This window comes from Bacillus sp. DX3.1 (assembly GCF_030292155.1).
Lineage (GTDB): Bacteria > Bacillota > Bacilli > Bacillales > Bacillaceae_G > Bacillus_A.
Genome location: NZ_CP128153.1, coordinates 32501 through 52753 on the forward strand (window position 1 = coordinate 32501; position 20253 = coordinate 52753).

Genomic DNA, 20253 nt, shown 5'->3' on the forward strand with positions numbered 1-20253 from the left:
ACGGAAAGCCGCAGTGAATAGGCCCAAGCGACTGTTTAGCAAAAACACAGGTCTCTGCGAAGCCGTAAGGCGAAGTATAGGGGCTGACACCTGCCCGGTGCTGGAAGGTTAAGGAGAGGGGTTAGCGCAAGCGAAGCTCTGAACTGAAGCCCCAGTAAACGGCGGCCGTAACTATAACGGTCCTAAGGTAGCGAAATTCCTTGTCGGGTAAGTTCCGACCCGCACGAAAGGTGTAACGATTTGGGCACTGTCTCAACCAGAGACTCGGTGAAATTATAGTACCTGTGAAGATGCAGGTTACCCGCGACAGGACGGAAAGACCCCGTGGAGCTTTACTGTAGCCTGATATTGAATTTTGGTACAGTTTGTACAGGATAGGCGGGAGCCATTGAAACCGGAGCGCTAGCTTCGGTGGAGGCGCTGGTGGGATACCGCCCTGACTGTATTGAAATTCTAACCTACGGGTCTCATCGACCCGGGAGACAGTGTCAGGTGGGCAGTTTGACTGGGGCGGTCGCCTCCTAAAGTGTAACGGAGGCGCCCAAAGGTTCCCTCAGAATGGTTGGAAATCATTCGTAGAGTGCAAAGGCATAAGGGAGCTTGACTGCGAGACCTACAAGTCGAGCAGGGACGAAAGTCGGGCTTAGTGATCCGGTGGTTCCGCATGGAAGGGCCATCGCTCAACGGATAAAAGCTACCCCGGGGATAACAGGCTTATCTCCCCCAAGAGTCCACATCGACGGGGAGGTTTGGCACCTCGATGTCGGCTCATCGCATCCTGGGGCTGTAGTCGGTCCCAAGGGTTGGGCTGTTCGCCCATTAAAGCGGTACGCGAGCTGGGTTCAGAACGTCGTGAGACAGTTCGGTCCCTATCCGTCGTGGGCGCAGGAAATTTGAGAGGAGCTGTCCTTAGTACGAGAGGACCGGGATGGACGCACCGCTGGTGTACCAGTTGTTCTGCCAAGGGCATAGCTGGGTAGCTATGTGCGGAAGGGATAAGTGCTGAAAGCATCTAAGCATGAAGCCCCCCTCAAGATGAGATTTCCCATAGCGTAAGCTAGTAAGATCCCTGAAAGATGATCAGGTTGATAGGTTCGAGGTGGAAGCATGGTGACATGTGGAGCTGACGAATACTAATAGATCGAGGACTTAACCATATAATATGAAGCAATGTTATCTAGTTTTGAAGGAACATCCTTCATAGTTTGGTGATGATGGCAGAGAGGTCACACCCGTTCCCATACCGAACACGGAAGTTAAGCTCTCTAGCGCCGATGGTAGTTGGGACCTTGTCCCTGTGAGAGTAGGACGTCGCCAAGCAATCAAAGACGAGTCAATTGACTCGTCTTTTTTGTATTTCAGGAAAATAAAAGTCAAAGATATGAGTTGAATGAATCATCAATGGAGAATAGAATGTCTTACTGATGGAAGTTTTATTTTATCCCGCTATTTGCGAGCAGTGTTAGGTCGAGGATAAACTGCCCGCGAATAGCGGATGTGTTTAACTAATGATCAGTGGAGGATGAAGAAAACCCCTACTGATCAAAGTTTCACTTTATTATATTGGGTGACAAACACGATGCCTAAATATCATTCATATAATACATATATAAAGAAAGGATGTATATTTTCCTGAAAATTGTTAAGGACTGTAAGTATATTAATTGAGTTAGTCTTATAAGAAAAAAACACACAAATGATCGAGAAATGGAAGTTTTACTATTTAAAGAGGGGAGGAAGTGTCTTGCATCGTTTCTTGTTATTCATGAAAGAGAAGCGATAAGGGCGTATATTATGAACATAGACGAAAAGGTTTGTATCGTATGCGAACATAAGAAAGATGATGGAATACATTTATATACCAGCTTTATATGCGAAGCTTGTGAAAGAGACATGGTAGAAACGGAGACAAATGACCCTAAATATATATATTTTTTACAACAACTGAGAAAAATACAAACATTGTATTCATAAATAGGCGAACATGCCTATTATTTTTTTTGCCCCATTCTCTGTATAATGGATAGAGAATGAAAAGTAAGGAAGAGGTAAGTATGAATCAAAAGCAAATGCCATTATATGAAGCGTTAATACAATTTAGGGATAAGCAGCCTTTGTCTTTACATGTTCCAGGACATAAAAATGGATTAAATTTTCCCAAGCAGGCTCGGGCTGGTTTTAATGATATACTTTCTATTGATGTGACAGAATTAACAGGGCTAGATGATCTTCATAGTCCTTTTGAATGTATAGATCAAGCACAACGTTTGTTAGCGGATGTATATGATGTACAAAAGAGTTATTTTTTGATTAATGGTTCTACAGTTGGAAATTTAGCAATGATTTTATCTTGCTGTAAGGAGCATGATATTGTACTTGTACAAAGAAACTGTCATAAATCTATTCTAAATGGTTTGAAGTTAGCAGGAACGCGTCCGGTCTTTTTAGAACCTTGGATTGATGAAGCATATGGTGTACCAGTTGGTATACAACATGAAGTCATTCAAAAGGCAATTGAACGACATCCAGAAGCAAAGGCACTAATTTTAACACATCCGAATTATTATGGTATGGGGATAGACTTAAAAGAGAGTATTAAATGTGCACATGCGCAAGGGATTCCTGTTTTAGTAGATGAAGCACATGGGGCACATTTTTGTATTGGAGAGCCTTTTCCAAAGTCAGCATTGGCATATGGTGCTGATATTGTGGTACATTCGGCGCATAAAACATTACCCGCTATGACAATGGGCTCTTACTTACATATAAATAGTAATGTAATTGATGAAGAAAAAGTATCTTCTTATTTAGCTATGTTACAATCTAGCAGCCCGTCCTATCCAATTATGGCTTCGTTAGATGTGGCTCGTTTTGCATTAGCGAAAATAAAAGAAGAAGGTTGTCATGACATTTTTAGATTCCTTCAGCGCTTTAGAAAAGAGCTACAATGTATTCCGCAAATTACGGTTTTACAGTATCCCCTTCAGGATGAGTTGAAAATGACAGTACAAACGCGTTGTCAGTTATCTGGATATGAATTGCAACGCATATTTGAAGAAGCTGGCATATACGCGGAAATGGCCGATCCATATAATGTTCTGCTTATTTTACCACTGCAAGTAAATGATAGGTACATAAAAGCGGTGCAGATGATAAAATCAGCCTTACATGTTTATGAGGTAACAGACAGAACGCCATCTATTCGGTATACTTACAAAGGGGCTTTTTCTTCTTTACCATTTACATATAAGCAATTAGAAAAGTATAAGAAGAAAGTTGTACCCTTGCAAGAAGCAATCGGGATGATTACAGCGGATATGGTTATACCGTATCCGCCAGGAATTCCTTTACTTATGTACGGAGAAGAAATTACTGCAGAGCATATTGAACAAATTTCTTATTTAGAAGAAACGGGCGCTCGTTTTCAAGGAAACATAAAATATATGACTGTATATGATATAGAGAGAAAGTAGGTTTTAGGATGAAAGGATTATTTGTAACAATTGAAGGGCCAGAGGGTTCAGGTAAATCAACATTAATTACAAAGATATTGCCGTACTTTGAACAGAAAGAGCAAAAGGTAATGGCAACGCGCGAACCAGGCGGTATTGCCATTTCAGAAGAGATTCGAACGATTTTACATAAACAAGAATATACGATGATGGAAGCGCGCACAGAGGCGTTATTATATGCTGCGGCACGTAGACAGCATTTAGTAGAAAAGGTAATGCCAGCTTTAGAGAAGGACTATCTTGTGTTATGCGATCGTTTTATTGACAGCTCTCTTGCCTACCAGGGTTATGCGAGAGGTCTTGGGGTTGATAAAGTATTTGAAATTAATCGTTTTGCAACAGAAGATTGTATGCCGGGATTGACTATTTATTTAGACATTGAACCAGAAGTAGGCTTAGCGCGTATTGAAAAAGATGCTGATCGTGAAGTAAATCGTTTAGATTTAGAAAGTATTGCATTTCATAAGAGGGTACATGAAGGGTATTTACAAGTTGTAGATCGTTTCTCAGATCGCATTGTCGTTGTGGATGCAAATAAACCAATGGAAAAGATTGTGGAAGAAGTCATTCAGCTTATAGAAGGAAAATTGTTATAATAGAGGGAAAGTATAAAACAAGTGAGGTATGCATTATGACGAAGACGTGGGAGCAGCTTTCTGCTATACAGCCCATTGGTGTAAAGATGTTGATGAATAGTATTGAAAAGGAGCGTATATCCCACGCTTATTTGTTAGAAGGGCCAAAAGGAACTGGAAAGTTTGAAACAGCAATTCAAATGGCCAAAAGCTTTCTTTGTTTACAAAGAAATGGTGTAGAACCATGTCATACATGTACGAATTGTCGCCGAATTGATTCAGGGAATCATCCAAATATACACATTGTGAAGCCAGATGGACTGTCTATTAAAAAACAACAGATTCATGACTTGCAGGAAGAGTTTTCGAAAACAGGTTTAGAAGCAAATAAAAAGGTGTATATTATTGAGCATGCAGATCGAATGACAGCAAATGCTGCCAATACTTTATTGAAATTTTTAGAAGAACCAAGTAGCGATACGACTGCTATTTTACTCACAGAACAAAGTCATCAAATTTTAAATACCATTTTATCACGCTGTCAAGTTGTTACATTTCGGCCGCTTTCTGCAGAATCTTTAATTCAGAGATTGCAAGATGAAGGCATTACAATTTCTTTATCTACCCTAGCGGCACAACTTACGAATAGTTTTGAGGAAGCATTATTGCTATGCAATGATGAATGGTTTGCACAAGCACGAGCTTTAGTGATAAAATTATGTGAAGCGCTCGAAAAAGATATAGCCTCTCTTTTTTTTGTACAAGAAAAATGGGTGAAACACTTTGGAGAGAAAGAACAATTACAACAAGGTTTAGATATGTTACTCCTTATTTATAAGGATTTATTATATGTTCACTTAGGAGAAGAAGATCGTCTTGTTTTTCAAGAGCAAAAAGAGATGTTCCAATCTTTCACCTATGCTCAGAAGCGCATTGTATCAGCTCTTTTCAATATATTAGAAGCAAAAAATAGAATCAACGCTAATGTAAATGCGCAGCTTGTATTCGAGCAGTTAGTGTTGCGGTTGCAGGAGGGATGACCGTTTGTACGATGTAGTAGGTGTTCGCTTTAAGAAGGCCGGAAAAGTATATTACTTTGACCCGAATCAATTTGATATCTCGGAAAATGAATTTGTGATCGTGGAAACAGTGCGAGGTATTGAATATGGGAAAGTGGTTATTACAAAAAAACAAGTTGATGAAAACGATGTTGTACTACCATTGAAGAAAGTCATTCGTATTGCAAATGAAAATGACCGGACCATTGTTGAAGAGAACAAGCATGCTGCAAAAGAAGCATATCAAGTTTGTCAACAAAAGGTAGGAGAACACAACCTTGATATGAAACTTGTAGATGTAGAATATACTTTTGATCGTAATAAGATTATTTTTTATTTTACAGCGGATGGTCGTATTGATTTCCGTGAGCTTGTAAAAGACTTAGCTGCAATTTTTCGGACAAGAATTGAGCTAAGGCAAATTGGGGTTCGTGATGAAGCGAAAATGCTTGGTGGCATTGGTCCATGTGGTCGTATGCTTTGTTGTTCTACATTTTTAGGAGATTTTGAACCTGTATCCATTAAAATGGCAAAGGATCAAAATTTATCATTAAATCCTGCGAAAATTTCTGGGTTATGCGGCCGACTAATGTGCTGTTTAAAATATGAGAATGATGAGTATGAAGCAGCGAAAGAACAGCTTCCTGATTTAGATCAAAGAATACAAACACCACATGGTCTTGGACGTGTAATCGGATTAAATATTTTAGAAAGATTAATTCAAGTGGAACTAGTAGACAAGGAACGGATAGTGGAATATACGTTAGATGAATTAATTAATGAAGGGGTCGTTTCGAGTCAAACCACAGATTAATGAGGTGGGTGCTTGTGGAGAAAAAGGATATTTTTGCAGCAGTTTCCAGTATGGAAGAGCAAATTGGACATCTATATAAACAGTTGGGAGAATTAAAGCAGCATCTAGCAGAGTTACTTGAGGAAAACCAACATATTAAAATGGAAAATGAAAATTTGCGACATCGTTTTGAAGAAGTGCAGAATAAAGAAAAACAAAAAACTCAGAAACGAAAAGAAATGAAACCTAAAACAGATATTGGCGAAGGATATGATAATTTAGCACGCTTATATCAAGAAGGTTTCCATATTTGTAATTTACATTACGGAAGTGTACGTAAAGAAGGAGATTGTTTATTCTGTCTGTCATTTTTAAATAAAAAATGAAATTACCTTTCCAATATATTGGAAAGGTAATTTTTTATACATGAAAACAAAATTAAGGTAAAACGAGTCTTACTTTCACGTTAGTGAGGGATAAAATAGGGCAGGTTAAGTATAAGAAAGGAAACAGTATATGCATTTATATGAAGATGAGCGTTTAGATTATCTACTAGCAGAAGAAATGAAAATTATTCAAAGTCCATCCGTATTTAATTTTTCTTTAGATGCGGTCTTACTTGCAAACTTTGCTTGGGTTCCGATTCAAAAAGGGAATTTACTTGATTTATGTACAGGAAATGCTGTAATTCCACTTTTATTAAGTACGAAAACAAAAGGAGTAATTACAGGGGTAGAAATTCAAGAACGTCTGTATGATATGGGTGTAAGAAGTGTTCAGTACAATAGGTTAGAAGAGCGAATTCATTTGATTCACGGAGATTTAAAGGATATGCCAGAAGAGCTTGGACGTCATCAGTACGATGTTGTGACATGTAATCCACCATATTTCCAAACACCAAAGACATCTGAGAAAAATATAAATGAACATTTAGCGATTGCTCGTCATGAAATTATGTGTACGCTAGAAGATGTGGTACGTGTTAGTAGCCAGCTTGTAAAGCAGGGCGGGAAAGTCGCATTTGTACATCGTCCTGGGCGTTTGCTTGATATTGTAACGCTAATGAGAAAATATAAGATTGAGCCGAAACGTGTGCAGTTTGTATATCCAAAGGCTGGTAAAGAAGCAAATACGCTTTTAATTGAAGGAATTAAAGATGGAAATGCAGATTTGAAAATTTTACCGCCACTTTTTGTATATGAAGACAATAATGAGTATACAAAGGAGCTTCGTTCAATTTTATATGGAGAAGAATAAGGATTGCTTTTATGTTGTAGAATGTTCAGATAGAAGTTATTATGCAGGATATACAAATAATATAGAGAAGCGACTTCAAACTCACAACAGTGGAAAAGGGGCACGCTATACGCGTGCTCGACTTCCTGTTGTTTTGAAGTATGTGGAATACCATGAGGACAAACGAACAGCCATGCAAGCAGAATACCATTTTAAACAGTTAAAACGAAAAGAAAAAGAGGCATATATGCAAAAAGGAGAACGTTATGTGGCAGCAAAAAAGCTTTCAACAAAATGAAAAAGGGGTCTTATATTTAGTTCCGACTCCGATTGGCAATTTAGAAGATATGACGTTTCGTTCCATTCGGATATTGAAAGAAGCAGATATCATTGCTGCTGAGGATACGAGGCAAACGAAAAAACTTTGTAACTATTTTGAAATTGACACGCCGGTTATGAGTTATCATGAACACAATAAGGAAGTAAGTGGACGTAAGATTTTAGATAAGTTAGAGGACGGAAAAACAGTAGCACTTGTAAGTGATGCTGGTATGCCGTGTATTTCTGATCCTGGCTACGATATTGTTGTAGAAGCTGTAGCAGGGCAATATCATGTTATTCCACTTCCAGGAGCAAATGCTGCGCTTACAGCGTTAATTGCATCGGGACTAGAAACGAGGCATTTCTATTTTTATGGATTTTTACAAAGAAACAAAAAGGAACGAAAAGCTGAATTAGAAAAACTTCGCTATGTTCCAACTACGATGATGTTTTATGAAGCACCGCACCGATTAGATGATACATTAATTTCTATGAAAGAAGTACTTGGAGATAGAGAGATCGTATTATGCAGGGAACTAACGAAAAAGTTTGAGGAATTTATTCGTGGTTCAGTGGAAGAAGCAATTGAATGGACGAAGCAAAATGAAGTTCGCGGTGAATTTTGCATCTTAGTAGCGGGTTCAAAAGAGGAAGTTGCCCCGCCAGAACAGTGGTGGGAATCTATATCTGTGTACGAGCATATAGAACATTACATAAATGAACAAGAGATGTCTTCGAAAGAAGCGATTAAAACAGTGGCAAAGGATCGAAGTTTGTCGAAAAGAGATGTCTATCAAACCTATCATGTCGATAAAAAATAAGCTTCTCATAATTGAGAAGCTTATTTTACTGCCTGAATATATTGTTGAAGTTCGTTTAAGATTTGTTCTGCGCCTTCTTTGCTTAAGATAATTTTACCTTCAGCTAAAGAAAGGTTACCGTCAGATACTTCACCAGTTATTTGGCAAGTCATATTTGGTTTATATTTTTTTAGGATGATTTTTTCTTCATCAACGTAAATTTCAAGAGCATCCTTTTCTGCAATACCTAATGTACGGCGTAACTCAATCGGAATTACAACACGACCTAATTCATCAACTTTACGAACGATACCAGTAGATTTCATGTTCGTTATCCTCCTCATATTTTGTAAGTTTGCGAGTCTATTTTTTGATTCGTCATTTTTCGACAAAATACCCTATGAACATATGATACCAATCATTTACATTTCCGTCAATTATTAAATTCTATATTTTATAAAAGATTTATATATTTTTTATCTTCCTTATATATACTAGAAAATGGAAGACTTGCACAAGGATTTTACTGCATTTTTAAATTTTATCAATATTTCAGAAAATATACTGTATATTTTTTTTGAATATGAGTAATAGATGATAAAGATATCGAGCATTCATTCGTCTTTATGAGCCAGTTTTTGATATACTGTTTATAAATACATATGAGGTCATTTGGGAGGTTCTAAACAATGACAGAGGAAAATAAGAATTTTTATATTACAACTCCAATTTATTATCCAAGCGGAAAGCTTCATATTGGACATGCTTATACGACGGTAGCTGGAGATGCAATGGCACGCTATAAGCGTATGCAAGGATATAATGTTCATTATTTAACAGGTACTGATGAACATGGACAAAAGATTCAAAAGAAAGCAGAAGAACTACAAGTTACACCGCAAGCATACGTAGATAACATCGTAGCAGGAATTAAAGATTTATGGAAAAAAATGGATATTTCTTATGACGACTTTATTCGTACAACTGAAGATCGTCATAAAGACGTTGTTGAAAAGATTTTTAAACAACTCGTTGATCAAGGGGATATTTATCTTGATGAATATGAAGGATGGTACTCTGTACAAGATGAAACATTCTATACAGAACATCAGCTTGTTGATCCGATTGTAGAAGGTGAAAAGGTAGTAGGCGGAAAAAGCCCAGACAGCGGTCATGCTGTAGAGCTTGTTCGTGAAGAATCTTATTTCTTTAGAATGGGTAAATATGTAGATCGACTTCTGAAATTTTATGAAGAAAATCCGCAGTTCATCCAACCAGAATCTCGTAAAAATGAAATGATTAATAACTTTATTAAACCAGGCTTAGAAGATTTAGCAGTTTCTCGTACCTCTTTTGACTGGGGGATTCGTGTGCCAGGTAACCCGAAACATGTTATTTACGTGTGGGTAGATGCATTATCTAACTACATTACGGCACTAGGATATGGAACAGCAAATGAAGAAAAGTATAAAAAGTATTGGCCAGCAGATGTTCATTTAGTTGGAAAAGAAATTGTTCGCTTCCATACAATTTATTGGCCAATTATTTTAATGGCGCTAGACTTACCACTTCCGAAAAAAGTATTTGCACATGGATGGATTTTAATGAAAGACGGAAAAATGAGTAAATCAAAAGGTAATGTAGTGGATCCTGTTACGTTAATTGATCGTTATGGATTAGATGCACTACGTTACTATTTACTTCGTGAAGTTCCGTTTGGATCAGATGGTGTATTTACACCAGAAGGTTTTGTTGAACGTATTAATTTTGATCTTGCAAATGATTTAGGAAACTTGTTAAATCGTACAGTAGCAATGATTGATAAGTATTTTAATGGAGAAATCCCTGCCTTTAAAGCAAATGTAACAGAATTTGATGAAACGTTAGTATCGTTTGCACAAAATACATTGCAAAAAGTAGAAGATGCGATGGAGAACATGGAGTTTTCAGTAGCATTAAGCTCGATTTGGCAATTGGTTAGCCGTACAAATAAATATATTGATGAAACGCAACCTTGGGTATTGGCAAAAGATGAAGCAGATCGCGACAAGCTTGCTTCTGTAATGGCACATCTCGCAGAAGTACTTCGTCAAACAGGTATCATGCTTATGCCATTCTTAACAGCAACGCCAGGGAAAATCTTTGCACAACTGGGTATTACAGATGAAGCATATCAAAATTGGAACAGTCTTTCTACAATTGGTTGTATTCCAGCTGGTACGAAAGTAGTAAAAGGACAGCCAATCTTCCCACGTTTAGAAGTGGAAGTAGAGGTAGAATATATTAAAGAGAAAATGAAAAGTTCTGCTCCAAAAGTAGAAGAGAAAAAAGAAGAAGAACCAAAAGCCGAAGAAATTACAATTGATGATTTCTTTAAAGTAGAAATGCGCGTAGCAGAAGTAGTAGAAGTAGAGCCTGTGAAAAAAGCAGACAAGCTTCTGAAAATTCAACTTGATTTAGGTACAGAAAAACGACAAGTTATATCTGGAATTGCTAAATTTTATACGCCAGAAGAACTAAAAGGAAAAAAAGTGATTTGTGTTACGAATTTAAAACCAGTGAAATTACGTGGTGAATTATCACAAGGTATGATTTTAGCGGGTGAAGAAAATGGAGTATTGTCGTTAGCAACAATCTACCAAAATCTACCAAATGGTACAAAAATCAAGTAATGATGACAAAATAAGAGATGTTTCACGTGTAACATTCGTGAAGCATCTTTTTTCTTGCTAGAAATTTTTATAAATTTTCCTTTTTTGCATTAAAATTGTAATATCGTTGTCATTACGCTGTTAGGAAATTGTTTTTTCCTATGATAGAATTTATTTCAAATAAAAGGAGTTATTATAATGCTGTTTGATACACACTCACATTTAAATGCAGAGCAATTTGAAGAGGATTTACAGGAAGTTATTGTAAGAATGAAAGAAGCTGGTGTTACTTATACAGTTGTTGTTGGGTTTGATGAAGTGACAATTAGAAAGGCAATTGAACTTGCAGAAACATACGATTTTATTTATGCAGCCGTTGGTTGGCATCCTGTTGATGCAATTGATATGACAGATGATCATTTAGCGTGGTTAGAAGAGTTAGCCGCTCATCCAAAGGTTGTTGCTCTTGGAGAAATGGGTCTAGATTACCACTGGGATAAATCTCCGAAAGAAGTGCAGAAGGATGTATTTCGCAAGCAAATTCAGTTAGCGAAGAAAGTAAAGTTACCTATTATTATACATAACCGTGATGCAACGCAAGATATCGTGGATATTTTAGAAGAAGAAAATGCAGCTGAAGTGGGCGGCATTATGCATTGCTTTAGTGGTAGTGTAGAGGTGGCAAAACAATGTATTGATATGAATTTCCTAATTTCATTAGGTGGACCAGTGACTTTTAAAAATGCGAAAAAACCAAAAGAAGTTGCAGTGGAAATTCCGATGGAAAAATTATTAATAGAGACAGATTGTCCATACTTAACACCACATCCGTTTCGTGGTAAACGAAATGAACCAAGCTACGTCAAACTTGTAGCAGAAGAAATTGCAGACCTAAAAGGAATTTCATATGAAGAAGTTGCAAAAGTAACAACAGACAATGCAAAGAATTTATTTGGTATTTAATGAGTAAAGGAATGGGGGTATTCCCATTCCTTTACTTTCTTCCTTCTTCTATCATTGTCTTCCGGTGAAAAAGATTTGTTAATTGGGTTAAACGCGAGTAAAAGTTGTAAGTACAGGCATATTCATAGGGAAGAAAACAGGCGAAGATTAAAGTGTTACAATAAAGTGAGACTTCCGTAGTGGAAAAGGGTCCCCTGCTTATGGTTAGTATTCACCAATTGAGCTTTTGTGGGCAGTTATTCTGTATGTAAGCCTTTTAATTGTTTAAGTTTTTGAAGCGGAAATTTTACTGCCCGTTAGTGCGGGTAATAATGGTGAGCAGAGGGATTTTGTCTCCTCTGTTTTTTAAATTCTATGAATGGGAAAATAATAATGGAAAAGTAGTCATTTTTTTGTTTTACTAAGTAGAGACGAAATGAGTGTGGAGGCAGGCATGAAAATTAAAGAGATTATCGTTGTAGAAGGTAAAGACGACACAGTTGCGATTAAGCGTGCTGTGAATGCAGATACAATTGAAACGAACGGTTCAGCAATCGGTGATCATGTTATTGAACAAGTAAAATTAGCACAGCAAAAACGAGGCGTTATTATTTTGACGGATCCTGATTATCCCGGAGAGCGTATTCGGAAAATTATATCTGAAAAAGTTCCGGGATGTAAGCATGCTTTCTTACCGAAAGAAGAGGCGATTGCCAAGCGAAATAAAGGGGTAGGAATTGAACATGCATCTAACGAATCGATTCGTCGTGCTTTAGAAAACATTCATGAAGAAATGGAAACATATACGAGTGATATTAGCTGGAGTGATTTAGTAGACGCTGGTCTGGTGGGCGGAGAACAGGCAAAAAGTCGTAGAGAAAGAATCGGTAAATTATTAAAGATAGGTTATACGAATGCAAAGCAGTTACATAAACGTTTACAAATGTTTCAAGTTTCAAAAGAAGCATTTGCGGAAGCATATAAACAAGTATTACAGGAGGAAAAGAAATGAAGGATATCGCAACGCCGAATCGCACGAAAGATATAGTTGAAAAATATGGATTTTCATTCAAAAAGAGTTTAGGGCAAAACTTTTTAATTGATACAAATGTATTAAATCGTATTGTTGATTATGCGGAGGTTGGACCGAAGAGCGGAGCAATTGAAATTGGACCGGGTATTGGTGCATTAACAGAGCAGCTTGCAAAACGTGCTAAGAAAGTGGTAGCGTTTGAAATCGACCAGCGTCTTTTACCTATCCTAGATGAGACTTTGGCTCCCTACGGTAACGTAACAGTAATTAATAAGGATGTTCTAAAAGCGGATGTGCACGAAGTGTTCCAAGAGCAATTTGAAGAAGGACAAGATGTAATGGTAGTAGCAAACTTACCATACTACGTGACAACGCCCATTTTATTTAAATTACTGGAAGAACAGTTGCCAGTTCGTGGCTTTGTTGTCATGATGCAAAAAGAAGTAGGAGATCGTTTAGCAGCTAAACCAGGAACAAAAGATTACGGTTCTTTATCTATTGCAATTCAATATTACACTGAAGTGGAAACAGTGATGACAGTTCCGCGCACTGTATTTGTACCGCAACCGAATGTAGATTCAGCGGTTATTCGTCTTTTAAAACGTCCGAAACCGATTGTAGAAGTAGCGGATGAGAAATTTTTCTTTGAGGTAGTAAGAGCGAGTTTTGCACAGCGTCGTAAAACGTTAATGAATAATTTATCAAATAACTTAAATGATTTTCCAAAAGATAAAGAGTTGTTAGATCGTATTTTAACAGAGGTAGGCATTGATCCAAAGCGAAGAGGCGAAACATTATCCATTGAAGAATTTGCAGCATTAAGCAATGCGTTAATTTCTCATAAATAATAAAAGGACAGCTCCATTAGAGCTGTCCTTTTTGTCACCCTTTTTACTCTAAATTCATACGTTAAAAACAGAACATGGTTAGTGAGATGGCCCAATGAATTTGGAGGTAGAACAATGGTTGTACATGTTGGGGATTTAGTGGAACGACAGTCTTATAACCGAGACATTCTTTTTCGCATTAAAGAAATAAAAGGCGAAATCGCCATACTGTTTGGAGAAGAGGTACGACTTGTGGCAGATGCGCCACTTGAAGATTTAGTTGCAATTGATCATCGTGAGTATAAAAAAAGAGAAAAACGTGAAAAGGAAACGATGGAGAGAACGTATCGCTTATTTCAACAAGACTATGTATTGATGAAGCAACGTCATGAACATAACTCTACAGGTGGATATACGAGTGAAGTGAATTACTTTCAAATGCCAGGGAGGGTTTTGCATATAGATGGAGACCCGTTGTATTTACGGAAATGTTTAGATTTATATACAAAGATGGGTGTTCCAGTTCAAGGTGTTCATTGTAAAGAAACAGAAATGCATGAAAAGGTAGTGGATTTAATAGATCATTTTCGCCCTGATATTTTGGTAATTACAGGTCATGATGCGTATACAAAATCTAAAGGGGGTATGGGTGATTTAGCAGCTTACCGTCATTCTAGGCATTTTGTACAGGCTGTTCGGGAAGTAAGAAAAAAATATCCATCTTTAGATCAACTTGTTATTTTTGCTGGAGCATGTCAGTCTCATTTTGAAGCATTGATTCGAGCGGGGGCTAATTTTGCAAGCTCACCATCACGTATTAATATTCATGCATTAGATCCAGTGTATGTAGTAGGGAAGGTTAGCTTTACTTCTTTTATGGAACGCGTGAATGTATGGGATGTTGTGCGCAATACAATTACTGGAGAAAAAGGCCTTGGTGGGATTGAAACCCGAGGGATTTTACGAACGGGATTACCTTTTCAACATTACGAAGAGTAAGCAAGGTATATATGTACCTTGCTTTTTATCATGCAGGAAAGTTTCATATAACATGGTAAATGATGTACACTAAACAAGGATTTGTAAGAGGTTGGATAAAAAAACATAAGAAGGTACAGACTATACAATGATACTTTTATGAAATAGCATTTCTTCTACCTAGTCGAACGCATTAGGTTCTTGCGAAGATATTGCCTGTTACTGACAGTCAATGATTGGGATAGATATATCATGTATTCATGCATTCAATCTGAATTACAGCGAGGTGTAGCAAGGTATATGTCAAAACGTTTAGATGAAATTAAAAGCGAATTAGATCATCATCTTGGGCAGCGACTTATGTTAAAGGCGAATAGTGGAAGAAGAAAGACAGTGGAGCAGTCTGGTGTGCTAGCAGAAACATATCGTTCTGTTTTTGTTGTACAGCTTGATCAACAAGAAGATACACTGCAACGTGTTTCTTATAGCTATGCGGATGTTTTAACAGAAACGGTGGAATTGACATTTTATGATGACCCACATAACGAGGTTATTTTAGGATAATTATCTGTTTTGTTACATATATTCCCATAAATAAAGAGAAGCATTCTCTCTCATACTAATTATACCGTAGCAACATAAGGAGGGACTTGCATTGAGTAGACGAAAAGGAGTCATGTCAAATCAATTTAAAGAAGAGCTTGCAAAGGAGCTTGGATTTTATGATGTTGTTCAGAAAGAAGGATGGGGCGGAATTCGTGCGAAAGATGCTGGTAATATGGTGAAACGTGCCATTGAAATTGCAGAGCAGCAATTGATGAAACAGAACCAGTAGTTGTAAGATACTTCTATGCTACGGTAGCCGAGGAGAAATTCCTCGGCTTTTTGCACGCCAAAAAGTTTCTTCATTGTGTATAAGTAGTTTCATTCTGAATGCTTTTCGTTATAATTAGGAAAGTGTCATCGTCTTGCTATAAATTTATGGTAAAATAAACGATAAAAGATTGAGTACATAGAGTGGGTGAATAGATTGAAGCTACTAGTGAAAGCACCAGCAAAGATTAATCTGTCGTTAGATGTACTGGGGAAAAGACCGGACGGTTATCATGAAGTGAAAATGATTATGACAACAATCGATTTAGCAGATCGTTTAGAGCTAACGGAGTTATCAGAAGACCGTATCGAAATCGTATCCCATAATCGGTATGTCCCAGACGACCAACGAAATTTGGCTTATCAAGCAGCAAAGTTATTAAAAGAGAGATTTAAAGTAAAGAAAGGCGTATCTATTGCAATTGAAAAAACAATTCCAGTAGCGGCGGGATTAGCAGGTGGAAGTAGCGATGCTGCAGCTACATTACGCGGTCTTAATAAGTTATGGAATCTAGGACTTACAATAGATGAATTGGCTGACCTTGGAGCGAAAATCGGATCAGATGTATCCTTTTGTGTGTATGGAGGGACAGCAATTGCTACAGGAAGAGGAGAAAAGATACAACATATAAAGACACCTCCTTCTTGTTGGGTCATTTTGGCCAAGCCCCATATTGGGGTATCGACCGCTGACGTATATGGAAACTTGCAATTAAATCGCGTAATGCATCCCGATGTAGATCAAATGGTTGAAGTCATAGAGCAAGGTGATTACAAAGGAATCTGTCACGCTGTTGGAAATGTGCTAGAAGATGTGACGTTTGCGATGCATCCTGAAGTTGCTCATATTAAGGCACAGATGAAGCGCTTTGGTGCGGATGCAGTTTTAATGAGTGGTAGTGGACCAACTGTGTTTGGATTAGTCCATCATGATTCACGTATGAACCGTATTTATAATGGGTTAAAAGGATTTTGCGAGCAAGTATATGCCGTACGTCTACTAGGAAAACGAGAAACCCTTGAATAAAGACGTATAATACGTTATGATTTGTTTAGAATATTCGTGATTTGAGGTGAGAGTGTGAAAATTAGACGTAGTACAAGATTGGTCGATATGACTTATTATTTGTTACAAAACCCTCGTCAGTTAGTTTCTCTCACTTTTTTTGCTGAACGGTATCAGTCTGCTAAATCCTCTATTAGTGAAGATTTAGTCATTATTAAGCAAACGTTTGAGCAACAAGGGGTCGGCACATTGCAAACGGTACCAGGTGCAGCAGGAGGAGTGAAATATATTCCTTATATAAGTGAAGTGGAAGCAAATCAAATTATTGATGAGCTTTGTGGATTATTTGAAAATCCAGATCGTATTCTTCCAGGTGAATACTTATATATGACGGATCTTTTAAGCAATCCGCGTTATATTAATGGAGCAGGGCGTCTCTTTGCTTCTGTATTTGCAAGACAGCCAATTGATGCTGTTATGACGGTGGCAACAAAAGGGATTCCACTTGCATATGCAGTAGCAAACTATTTAAACGTTCCTGTTGTGATTGCAAGAAAAGATAATAAGGTAACAGAAGGACCGACAGTTAGTATTAATTATGTATCTGGCTCATCTAAGCGTATTCAAACGATGACATTAGCAAAGCGTAGTCTTCCAGAAGGTTCCAATGTATTAATCATTGATGACTTTATGAAGGCTGGCGGAACGATTCAAGGCATGATCAGTATGCTGGAAGAATTTAAGGCTAATGTTGTTGGAATTGGTGTATTAGTAGAGTCAAGTGACATTGAAGAACGAATTATTGATAACTTTGTTTCGTTAATTCGTTTATCTGAAGTAGATATAAAAGAGAAAACCATTCAAATGGAAAAAGGAAACTATTCACTTGTACCATTTGCTGAAGAGCTTGTAGAAGCTGAATAAAAAGATAAAGCAGGAGCTTTATCTTTTTTTGTAAAGTAAAAGTGCTAACGGATGGTAAGTCTTTTATTTACTACTAAAGACTTACCGCCCGTTAGCACGGGGCTCCCACTCATGGTGAGCGGAACAAAATTGAGCTTGTATTGGCATTCTTTTTTTGGAGTGTAAAGTTACTGCCTATTCAAGCAAAATAAAATTATAAAAGGACAAAAGGGTGAGAAATATGAAAGTAGTTCAAACAAATCAAGCGCCACAAGCAATTGGTCCATATTCACAAGGGATTATCGTAAATAATATGTTTTATAGCTCAGGACAAATTCCATTATTAGCAAATGGGGAGCTTGTAACAGGAGATGTAAAGGTACAGACAGAACAAGTATTTCAAAATTTACAGGCTGTATTAGAAGAAGCTGGGGCATCATTTGAGACAGTTATAAAAACAACTGTATTTTTAAAAGATATGGATGACTTTAATAATGTAAATGAGGTGTATGAAGCATATTTTTCTACACATAAACCAGCTCGATCTTGTGTACAAGTTGCAAAATTACCGAAAGATGTTGCCGTCGAAATTGAAGTCATCGCCCTCGTAAAATAATGTTTTGTAAGCGATAACGTCCATTAATTCTTATATTCCATTAAAATAAAAATTTTTATTTTAAAAATTTTAGAAAAATTAGAGGGAAAATAGAAAATTTGTGGAATTTATACAAACATATCGCTTATTTAGAAAAGGGTGGTGAACACAAGATGGAAGTGACTGACGTAAGATTACGCCGCGTAAACACAGAAGGCCGCATGAGAGCGATTGCCTCCATTACACTAGACCATGAGTTTGTTGTTCATGATATTCGTGTAATTGATGGCAATAATGGGTTATTTGTAGCAATGCCAAGCAAACGTACTCCAGATGGGGAGTTCCGTGACATTGCTCATCCAATTAATTCTAACACACGCTCTAAAATTCAAGATGCGGTTTTAACCGAGTATCACCGTTTAGGCGAGTTAGAAGAAGTTGAGTTTGAAGAAGCCGGTGCTTCGTAAAATTCGAATAAAAAGAGTTCTAGGAAAAAGGGCTCTATAATTTTGTCGCAAACTCCTGTAACCACTTACAGGAGTTTGTTTTTTTTGCTTCAATTGCCCCTCATTATAAAATAACTTCTAAATTCTGCAAAATTGTTCAAAATAGTATAGCTTATTTTGTAAAAAAGATACTAAAGAGTAAAACATCTCATAAGAAGTATGGTAAAATTTAATAGTTATGCCTTGTTTCTTGAAATATATAATGATTTAGGATAATATCTTTAATGGATAAATAGGTTGCGATGGAGGGTCTATATGTCAAACAGATTTGCAGTGATTTTAGCTGCAGGCAAAGGCACACGTATGAAGTCCAAGCTATACAAAGTGCTTCATCCTGTATGTGGAAAACCAATGGTACAGCATGTAGTTGATCAAGTATCTCAGTTAGGATTGCAGAAACTTGTAACAGTTGTTGGGCACGGTGCTGAAAAAGTACAAGAACAACTAGGGAATGTAAGTGAGTTTGCATTGCAATCAGAACAACTTGGTACAGCACACGCAGTTGAGCAAGCATCTAATGTGCTTGTAAACGAAGAGGGAACAACTTTAGTTATTTGTGGTGATACGCCGCTTATAACAGCAGAAACAATGGAAGCATTGTTAAAGCATCATGAAGAAGCCGGGGCGAAAGCAACGGTGCTAACAGCATACGTAGAAGAGCCTGCTGGATATGGCCGCATTGTTCGTAATGAGAATGGTCATGTTGAAAAAATTGTTGAGCATAAAGATGCAAATGAAGTAGAGCGAGCTATTAAAGAAATTAATACGGGTACGTATTGTTTCGATAATCAGGCACTATTTGCTTCGCTTTCTAAAGTTTCAAACGAAAATGTTCAAGGTGAATATTACCTTCCAGATGTCATTGAAATTTTGAAAAATGAAGGTCATATTGTATCGGCTTATCAAACAGAGCATTTTGATGAAACATTAGGTGTTAATGACAGAGTCGCTCTATCGCAAGCGGAAAACATTATGAAAAAGCGTATCAACCAAAAGAATATGGTAAATGGTGTTACAATCATCGATCCAAATAACACATACATTTCTGCAGATGCAATCATCGGCAGTGATACAGTTATTCATCCAGGAACAGTTATCGAAGGAAATACTGTAATTGGTTCTGATTGTGAAATTGGACCACATACAGTAGTGCGTGATAGTGAAATCGGAGATCATACGACAATTCGCCAATCTACTATACACGATAGTAAGCTTGGTAAAGATGTTTCAGTTGGTCCGTTTGCACACATTCGTCCAGATTCTGTAATCGGTGACGAGGTACGTGTCGGAAACTTTGTGGAAATTAAAAAGACTGTTTTTGGAAATAGAAGTAAAGCTTCTCACTTAAGTTATATCGGGGATGCGCAAATTGGAGAAGACGTGAATCTTGGTTGTGGTTCAATTACGGTGAACTACGATGGTAAGAACAAATTTAAAACAGTTATTGGTGATGGCGTATTTATTGGTTGTAATTCAAACCTTGTCGCTCCTGTAACAGTTGAAGATGGTGCTTATGTTGCGGCGGGCTCTACAATTACAGAAAATGTCCCATCAAAAGCATTATCGATTGCACGTGCACGTCAAACAAACAAAGAAGACTATGTTGATCAATTGCTGAACAAGAAAAAATCATAATGTGGAGGG

22 protein-coding genes and 2 rRNA genes (1 of these 24 running past the window's edge) are annotated in these 20253 nt (G+C 37.4%); 23 read left to right on the forward strand and 1 reads right to left on the reverse strand.

Features of this window, described 5'->3' with window-relative positions; translation table 11 throughout:
• The 11 genes from QRE67_RS00165 to rsmI all read left to right on the forward strand — a co-directional run.
• Positions 1 to 1157 (forward strand): 23S ribosomal RNA (locus QRE67_RS00165); it begins 1765 nt to the left of the window's first position.
• Positions 1158 to 1204: 47 nt separating this feature from the next.
• A 5S ribosomal RNA gene (rrf, locus tag QRE67_RS00170) occupies positions 1205 to 1320 on the forward strand.
• Positions 1321 to 1794: 474 nt separating this feature from the next.
• Positions 1795 to 1974, forward strand: a complete 180-nt coding sequence (locus QRE67_RS00175) for a sigma factor G inhibitor Gin (RefSeq protein ID WP_286123032.1) — start codon at positions 1795 to 1797, stop codon at positions 1972 to 1974.
• A gap of 80 nt (positions 1975 to 2054) precedes the next feature.
• Positions 2055 to 3473 carry an aminotransferase class I/II-fold pyridoxal phosphate-dependent enzyme gene (locus QRE67_RS00180; RefSeq protein WP_286123033.1) on the forward strand — a complete coding sequence of 473 codons (1419 nt, stop codon included), beginning with the start codon at positions 2055 to 2057 and terminating at the stop codon, positions 3471 to 3473.
• Between the two features lie 8 nt (positions 3474 to 3481).
• Complete coding sequence (tmk, locus tag QRE67_RS00185; protein WP_286123034.1) at positions 3482 to 4108, forward strand: dTMP kinase; 627 nt, start codon at positions 3482 to 3484, stop codon at positions 4106 to 4108.
• 35 nt (positions 4109 to 4143) lie between these two features.
• Complete coding sequence (holB, locus tag QRE67_RS00190; RefSeq protein ID WP_286123035.1) at positions 4144 to 5127, forward strand: DNA polymerase III subunit delta'; 984 nt, start codon at positions 4144 to 4146, stop codon at positions 5125 to 5127.
• Between the two features lie 4 nt (positions 5128 to 5131).
• Complete coding sequence (locus QRE67_RS00195; protein WP_141523165.1) at positions 5132 to 5959, forward strand: PSP1 domain-containing protein; 828 nt, start codon at positions 5132 to 5134, stop codon at positions 5957 to 5959.
• Positions 5960 to 5973: 14 nt separating this feature from the next.
• Positions 5974 to 6324, forward strand: coding sequence for a DNA replication initiation control protein YabA (gene yabA / locus QRE67_RS00200; protein WP_286123037.1), 351 nt, complete (start codon positions 5974 to 5976; stop codon positions 6322 to 6324).
• Between the two features lie 130 nt (positions 6325 to 6454).
• Positions 6455 to 7195, forward strand: coding sequence for a tRNA1(Val) (adenine(37)-N6)-methyltransferase (locus tag QRE67_RS00205; protein ID WP_286123038.1), 741 nt, complete (start codon positions 6455 to 6457; stop codon positions 7193 to 7195).
• Complete coding sequence (locus QRE67_RS00210) at positions 7182 to 7472, forward strand: GIY-YIG nuclease family protein (RefSeq protein WP_286123039.1); 291 nt, start codon at positions 7182 to 7184, stop codon at positions 7470 to 7472. The genes QRE67_RS00205 and QRE67_RS00210 overlap by 14 nt, the downstream gene beginning before the upstream one ends.
• On the forward strand, positions 7441 to 8316 hold the full coding sequence (rsmI, locus tag QRE67_RS00215; RefSeq protein ID WP_286123040.1) for a 16S rRNA (cytidine(1402)-2'-O)-methyltransferase: 876 nt from the start codon (positions 7441 to 7443) through the stop codon (positions 8314 to 8316). Before QRE67_RS00210 ends, rsmI begins: the two co-directional genes overlap by 32 nt.
• Before the next feature lie 20 nt (positions 8317 to 8336).
• Here the strand turns inward: rsmI and abrB are convergent, their stop codons facing one another.
• Entirely contained in the window at positions 8337 to 8621 is a 285-nt protein-coding gene (gene abrB / locus QRE67_RS00220) for a transition state genes transcriptional regulator AbrB (RefSeq protein ID WP_286123041.1), read from the reverse strand.
• 363 nt (positions 8622 to 8984) lie between these two features.
• Between abrB and metG the strand changes: the two genes are divergently transcribed.
• The 12 genes from metG (at position 8985) to glmU (ending at position 20244) form a co-directional block, all read left to right on the forward strand.
• Positions 8985 to 10967 (forward strand): methionine--tRNA ligase, encoded by a 1983-nt coding sequence (metG, locus tag QRE67_RS00225; protein WP_286123042.1) that lies wholly within the window; start codon positions 8985 to 8987, stop codon positions 10965 to 10967.
• Positions 10968 to 11144: 177 nt separating this feature from the next.
• Complete coding sequence (locus QRE67_RS00230) at positions 11145 to 11909, forward strand: TatD family hydrolase (RefSeq protein WP_286123043.1); 765 nt, start codon at positions 11145 to 11147, stop codon at positions 11907 to 11909.
• A gap of 433 nt (positions 11910 to 12342) precedes the next feature.
• Positions 12343 to 12900, forward strand: coding sequence for a ribonuclease M5 (gene rnmV, locus QRE67_RS00235; protein ID WP_286123044.1), 558 nt, complete (start codon positions 12343 to 12345; stop codon positions 12898 to 12900).
• Complete coding sequence (gene rsmA, locus QRE67_RS00240; RefSeq protein ID WP_286123045.1) at positions 12897 to 13769, forward strand: 16S rRNA (adenine(1518)-N(6)/adenine(1519)-N(6))-dimethyltransferase RsmA; 873 nt, start codon at positions 12897 to 12899, stop codon at positions 13767 to 13769. The genes rnmV and rsmA overlap by 4 nt, the downstream gene beginning before the upstream one ends.
• A 114-nt stretch (positions 13770 to 13883) precedes the next feature.
• Positions 13884 to 14747: a sporulation peptidase YabG gene (yabG, locus tag QRE67_RS00245; protein ID WP_286123046.1), complete on the forward strand. Its 864-nt coding sequence runs from the start codon at positions 13884 to 13886 to the stop codon at positions 14745 to 14747.
• Between the two features lie 279 nt (positions 14748 to 15026).
• Positions 15027 to 15290: a biofilm formation stimulator Veg gene (veg, locus tag QRE67_RS00250; RefSeq protein ID WP_286125162.1), complete on the forward strand. Its 264-nt coding sequence runs from the start codon at positions 15027 to 15029 to the stop codon at positions 15288 to 15290.
• 91 nt (positions 15291 to 15381) lie between these two features.
• Positions 15382 to 15561 carry an acid-soluble spore protein SspF gene (gene sspF, locus QRE67_RS00255; RefSeq protein WP_371932392.1) on the forward strand — a complete coding sequence of 60 codons (180 nt, stop codon included), beginning with the start codon at positions 15382 to 15384 and terminating at the stop codon, positions 15559 to 15561.
• 195 nt (positions 15562 to 15756) lie between these two features.
• The gene (ispE, locus tag QRE67_RS00260) at positions 15757 to 16626 is read left to right on the forward strand and encodes a 4-(cytidine 5'-diphospho)-2-C-methyl-D-erythritol kinase (protein ID WP_286123047.1); all 870 of its coding nucleotides are present in this window, start codon (positions 15757 to 15759) and stop codon (positions 16624 to 16626) included.
• A gap of 54 nt (positions 16627 to 16680) precedes the next feature.
• Positions 16681 to 17529 carry a pur operon repressor gene (purR, locus tag QRE67_RS00265; RefSeq protein ID WP_286123048.1) on the forward strand — a complete coding sequence of 283 codons (849 nt, stop codon included), beginning with the start codon at positions 16681 to 16683 and terminating at the stop codon, positions 17527 to 17529.
• A 220-nt stretch (positions 17530 to 17749) separates the two neighbouring features.
• Positions 17750 to 18124, forward strand: coding sequence for a RidA family protein (locus tag QRE67_RS00270; protein ID WP_286123049.1), 375 nt, complete (start codon positions 17750 to 17752; stop codon positions 18122 to 18124).
• A gap of 152 nt (positions 18125 to 18276) precedes the next feature.
• A complete protein-coding gene (gene spoVG / locus QRE67_RS00275) occupies positions 18277 to 18570 on the forward strand; it encodes a septation regulator SpoVG (RefSeq protein WP_000454042.1) in 294 nt (97 codons plus the stop codon).
• A gap of 294 nt (positions 18571 to 18864) precedes the next feature.
• On the forward strand, positions 18865 to 20244 hold the full coding sequence (gene glmU / locus QRE67_RS00280) for a bifunctional UDP-N-acetylglucosamine diphosphorylase/glucosamine-1-phosphate N-acetyltransferase GlmU (RefSeq protein WP_286123050.1): 1380 nt from the start codon (positions 18865 to 18867) through the stop codon (positions 20242 to 20244).
• Positions 20245 to 20253 lie beyond the last annotated feature (9 nt).

Coding starts and splice junctions, on each gene's coding strand:
- spoVG (WP_000454042.1), top strand. CDS start 18,277: ATGGAAGTGACTGACGTAAGATTACGCCGCGTAAACACAGAAGGCCGC.
- holB (WP_286123035.1), top strand. CDS start 4,144: ATGACGAAGACGTGGGAGCAGCTTTCTGCTATACAGCCCATTGGTGTA.
- veg (WP_286125162.1), top strand. CDS start 15,027: ATGTCAAAACGTTTAGATGAAATTAAAAGCGAATTAGATCATCATCTT.
- QRE67_RS00180 (WP_286123033.1), top strand. CDS start 2,055: ATGAATCAAAAGCAAATGCCATTATATGAAGCGTTAATACAATTTAGG.
- metG (WP_286123042.1), top strand. CDS start 8,985: ATGACAGAGGAAAATAAGAATTTTTATATTACAACTCCAATTTATTAT.
- rsmA (WP_286123045.1), top strand. CDS start 12,897: ATGAAGGATATCGCAACGCCGAATCGCACGAAAGATATAGTTGAAAAA.
- glmU (WP_286123050.1), top strand. CDS start 18,865: ATGTCAAACAGATTTGCAGTGATTTTAGCTGCAGGCAAAGGCACACGT.
- rnmV (WP_286123044.1), top strand. CDS start 12,343: ATGAAAATTAAAGAGATTATCGTTGTAGAAGGTAAAGACGACACAGTT.
- QRE67_RS00205 (WP_286123038.1), top strand. CDS start 6,455: ATGCATTTATATGAAGATGAGCGTTTAGATTATCTACTAGCAGAAGAA.
- rsmI (WP_286123040.1), top strand. CDS start 7,441: ATGTGGCAGCAAAAAAGCTTTCAACAAAATGAAAAAGGGGTCTTATAT.
- QRE67_RS00175 (WP_286123032.1), top strand. CDS start 1,795: ATGAACATAGACGAAAAGGTTTGTATCGTATGCGAACATAAGAAAGAT.
- QRE67_RS00210 (WP_286123039.1), top strand. CDS start 7,182: ATGGAGAAGAATAAGGATTGCTTTTATGTTGTAGAATGTTCAGATAGA.
- tmk (WP_286123034.1), top strand. CDS start 3,482: ATGAAAGGATTATTTGTAACAATTGAAGGGCCAGAGGGTTCAGGTAAA.
- yabG (WP_286123046.1), top strand. CDS start 13,884: ATGGTTGTACATGTTGGGGATTTAGTGGAACGACAGTCTTATAACCGA.
- QRE67_RS00230 (WP_286123043.1), top strand. CDS start 11,145: ATGCTGTTTGATACACACTCACATTTAAATGCAGAGCAATTTGAAGAG.
- QRE67_RS00270 (WP_286123049.1), top strand. CDS start 17,750: ATGAAAGTAGTTCAAACAAATCAAGCGCCACAAGCAATTGGTCCATAT.
- abrB (WP_286123041.1), bottom strand. CDS start 8,621: ATGAAATCTACTGGTATCGTTCGTAAAGTTGATGAATTAGGTCGTGTT.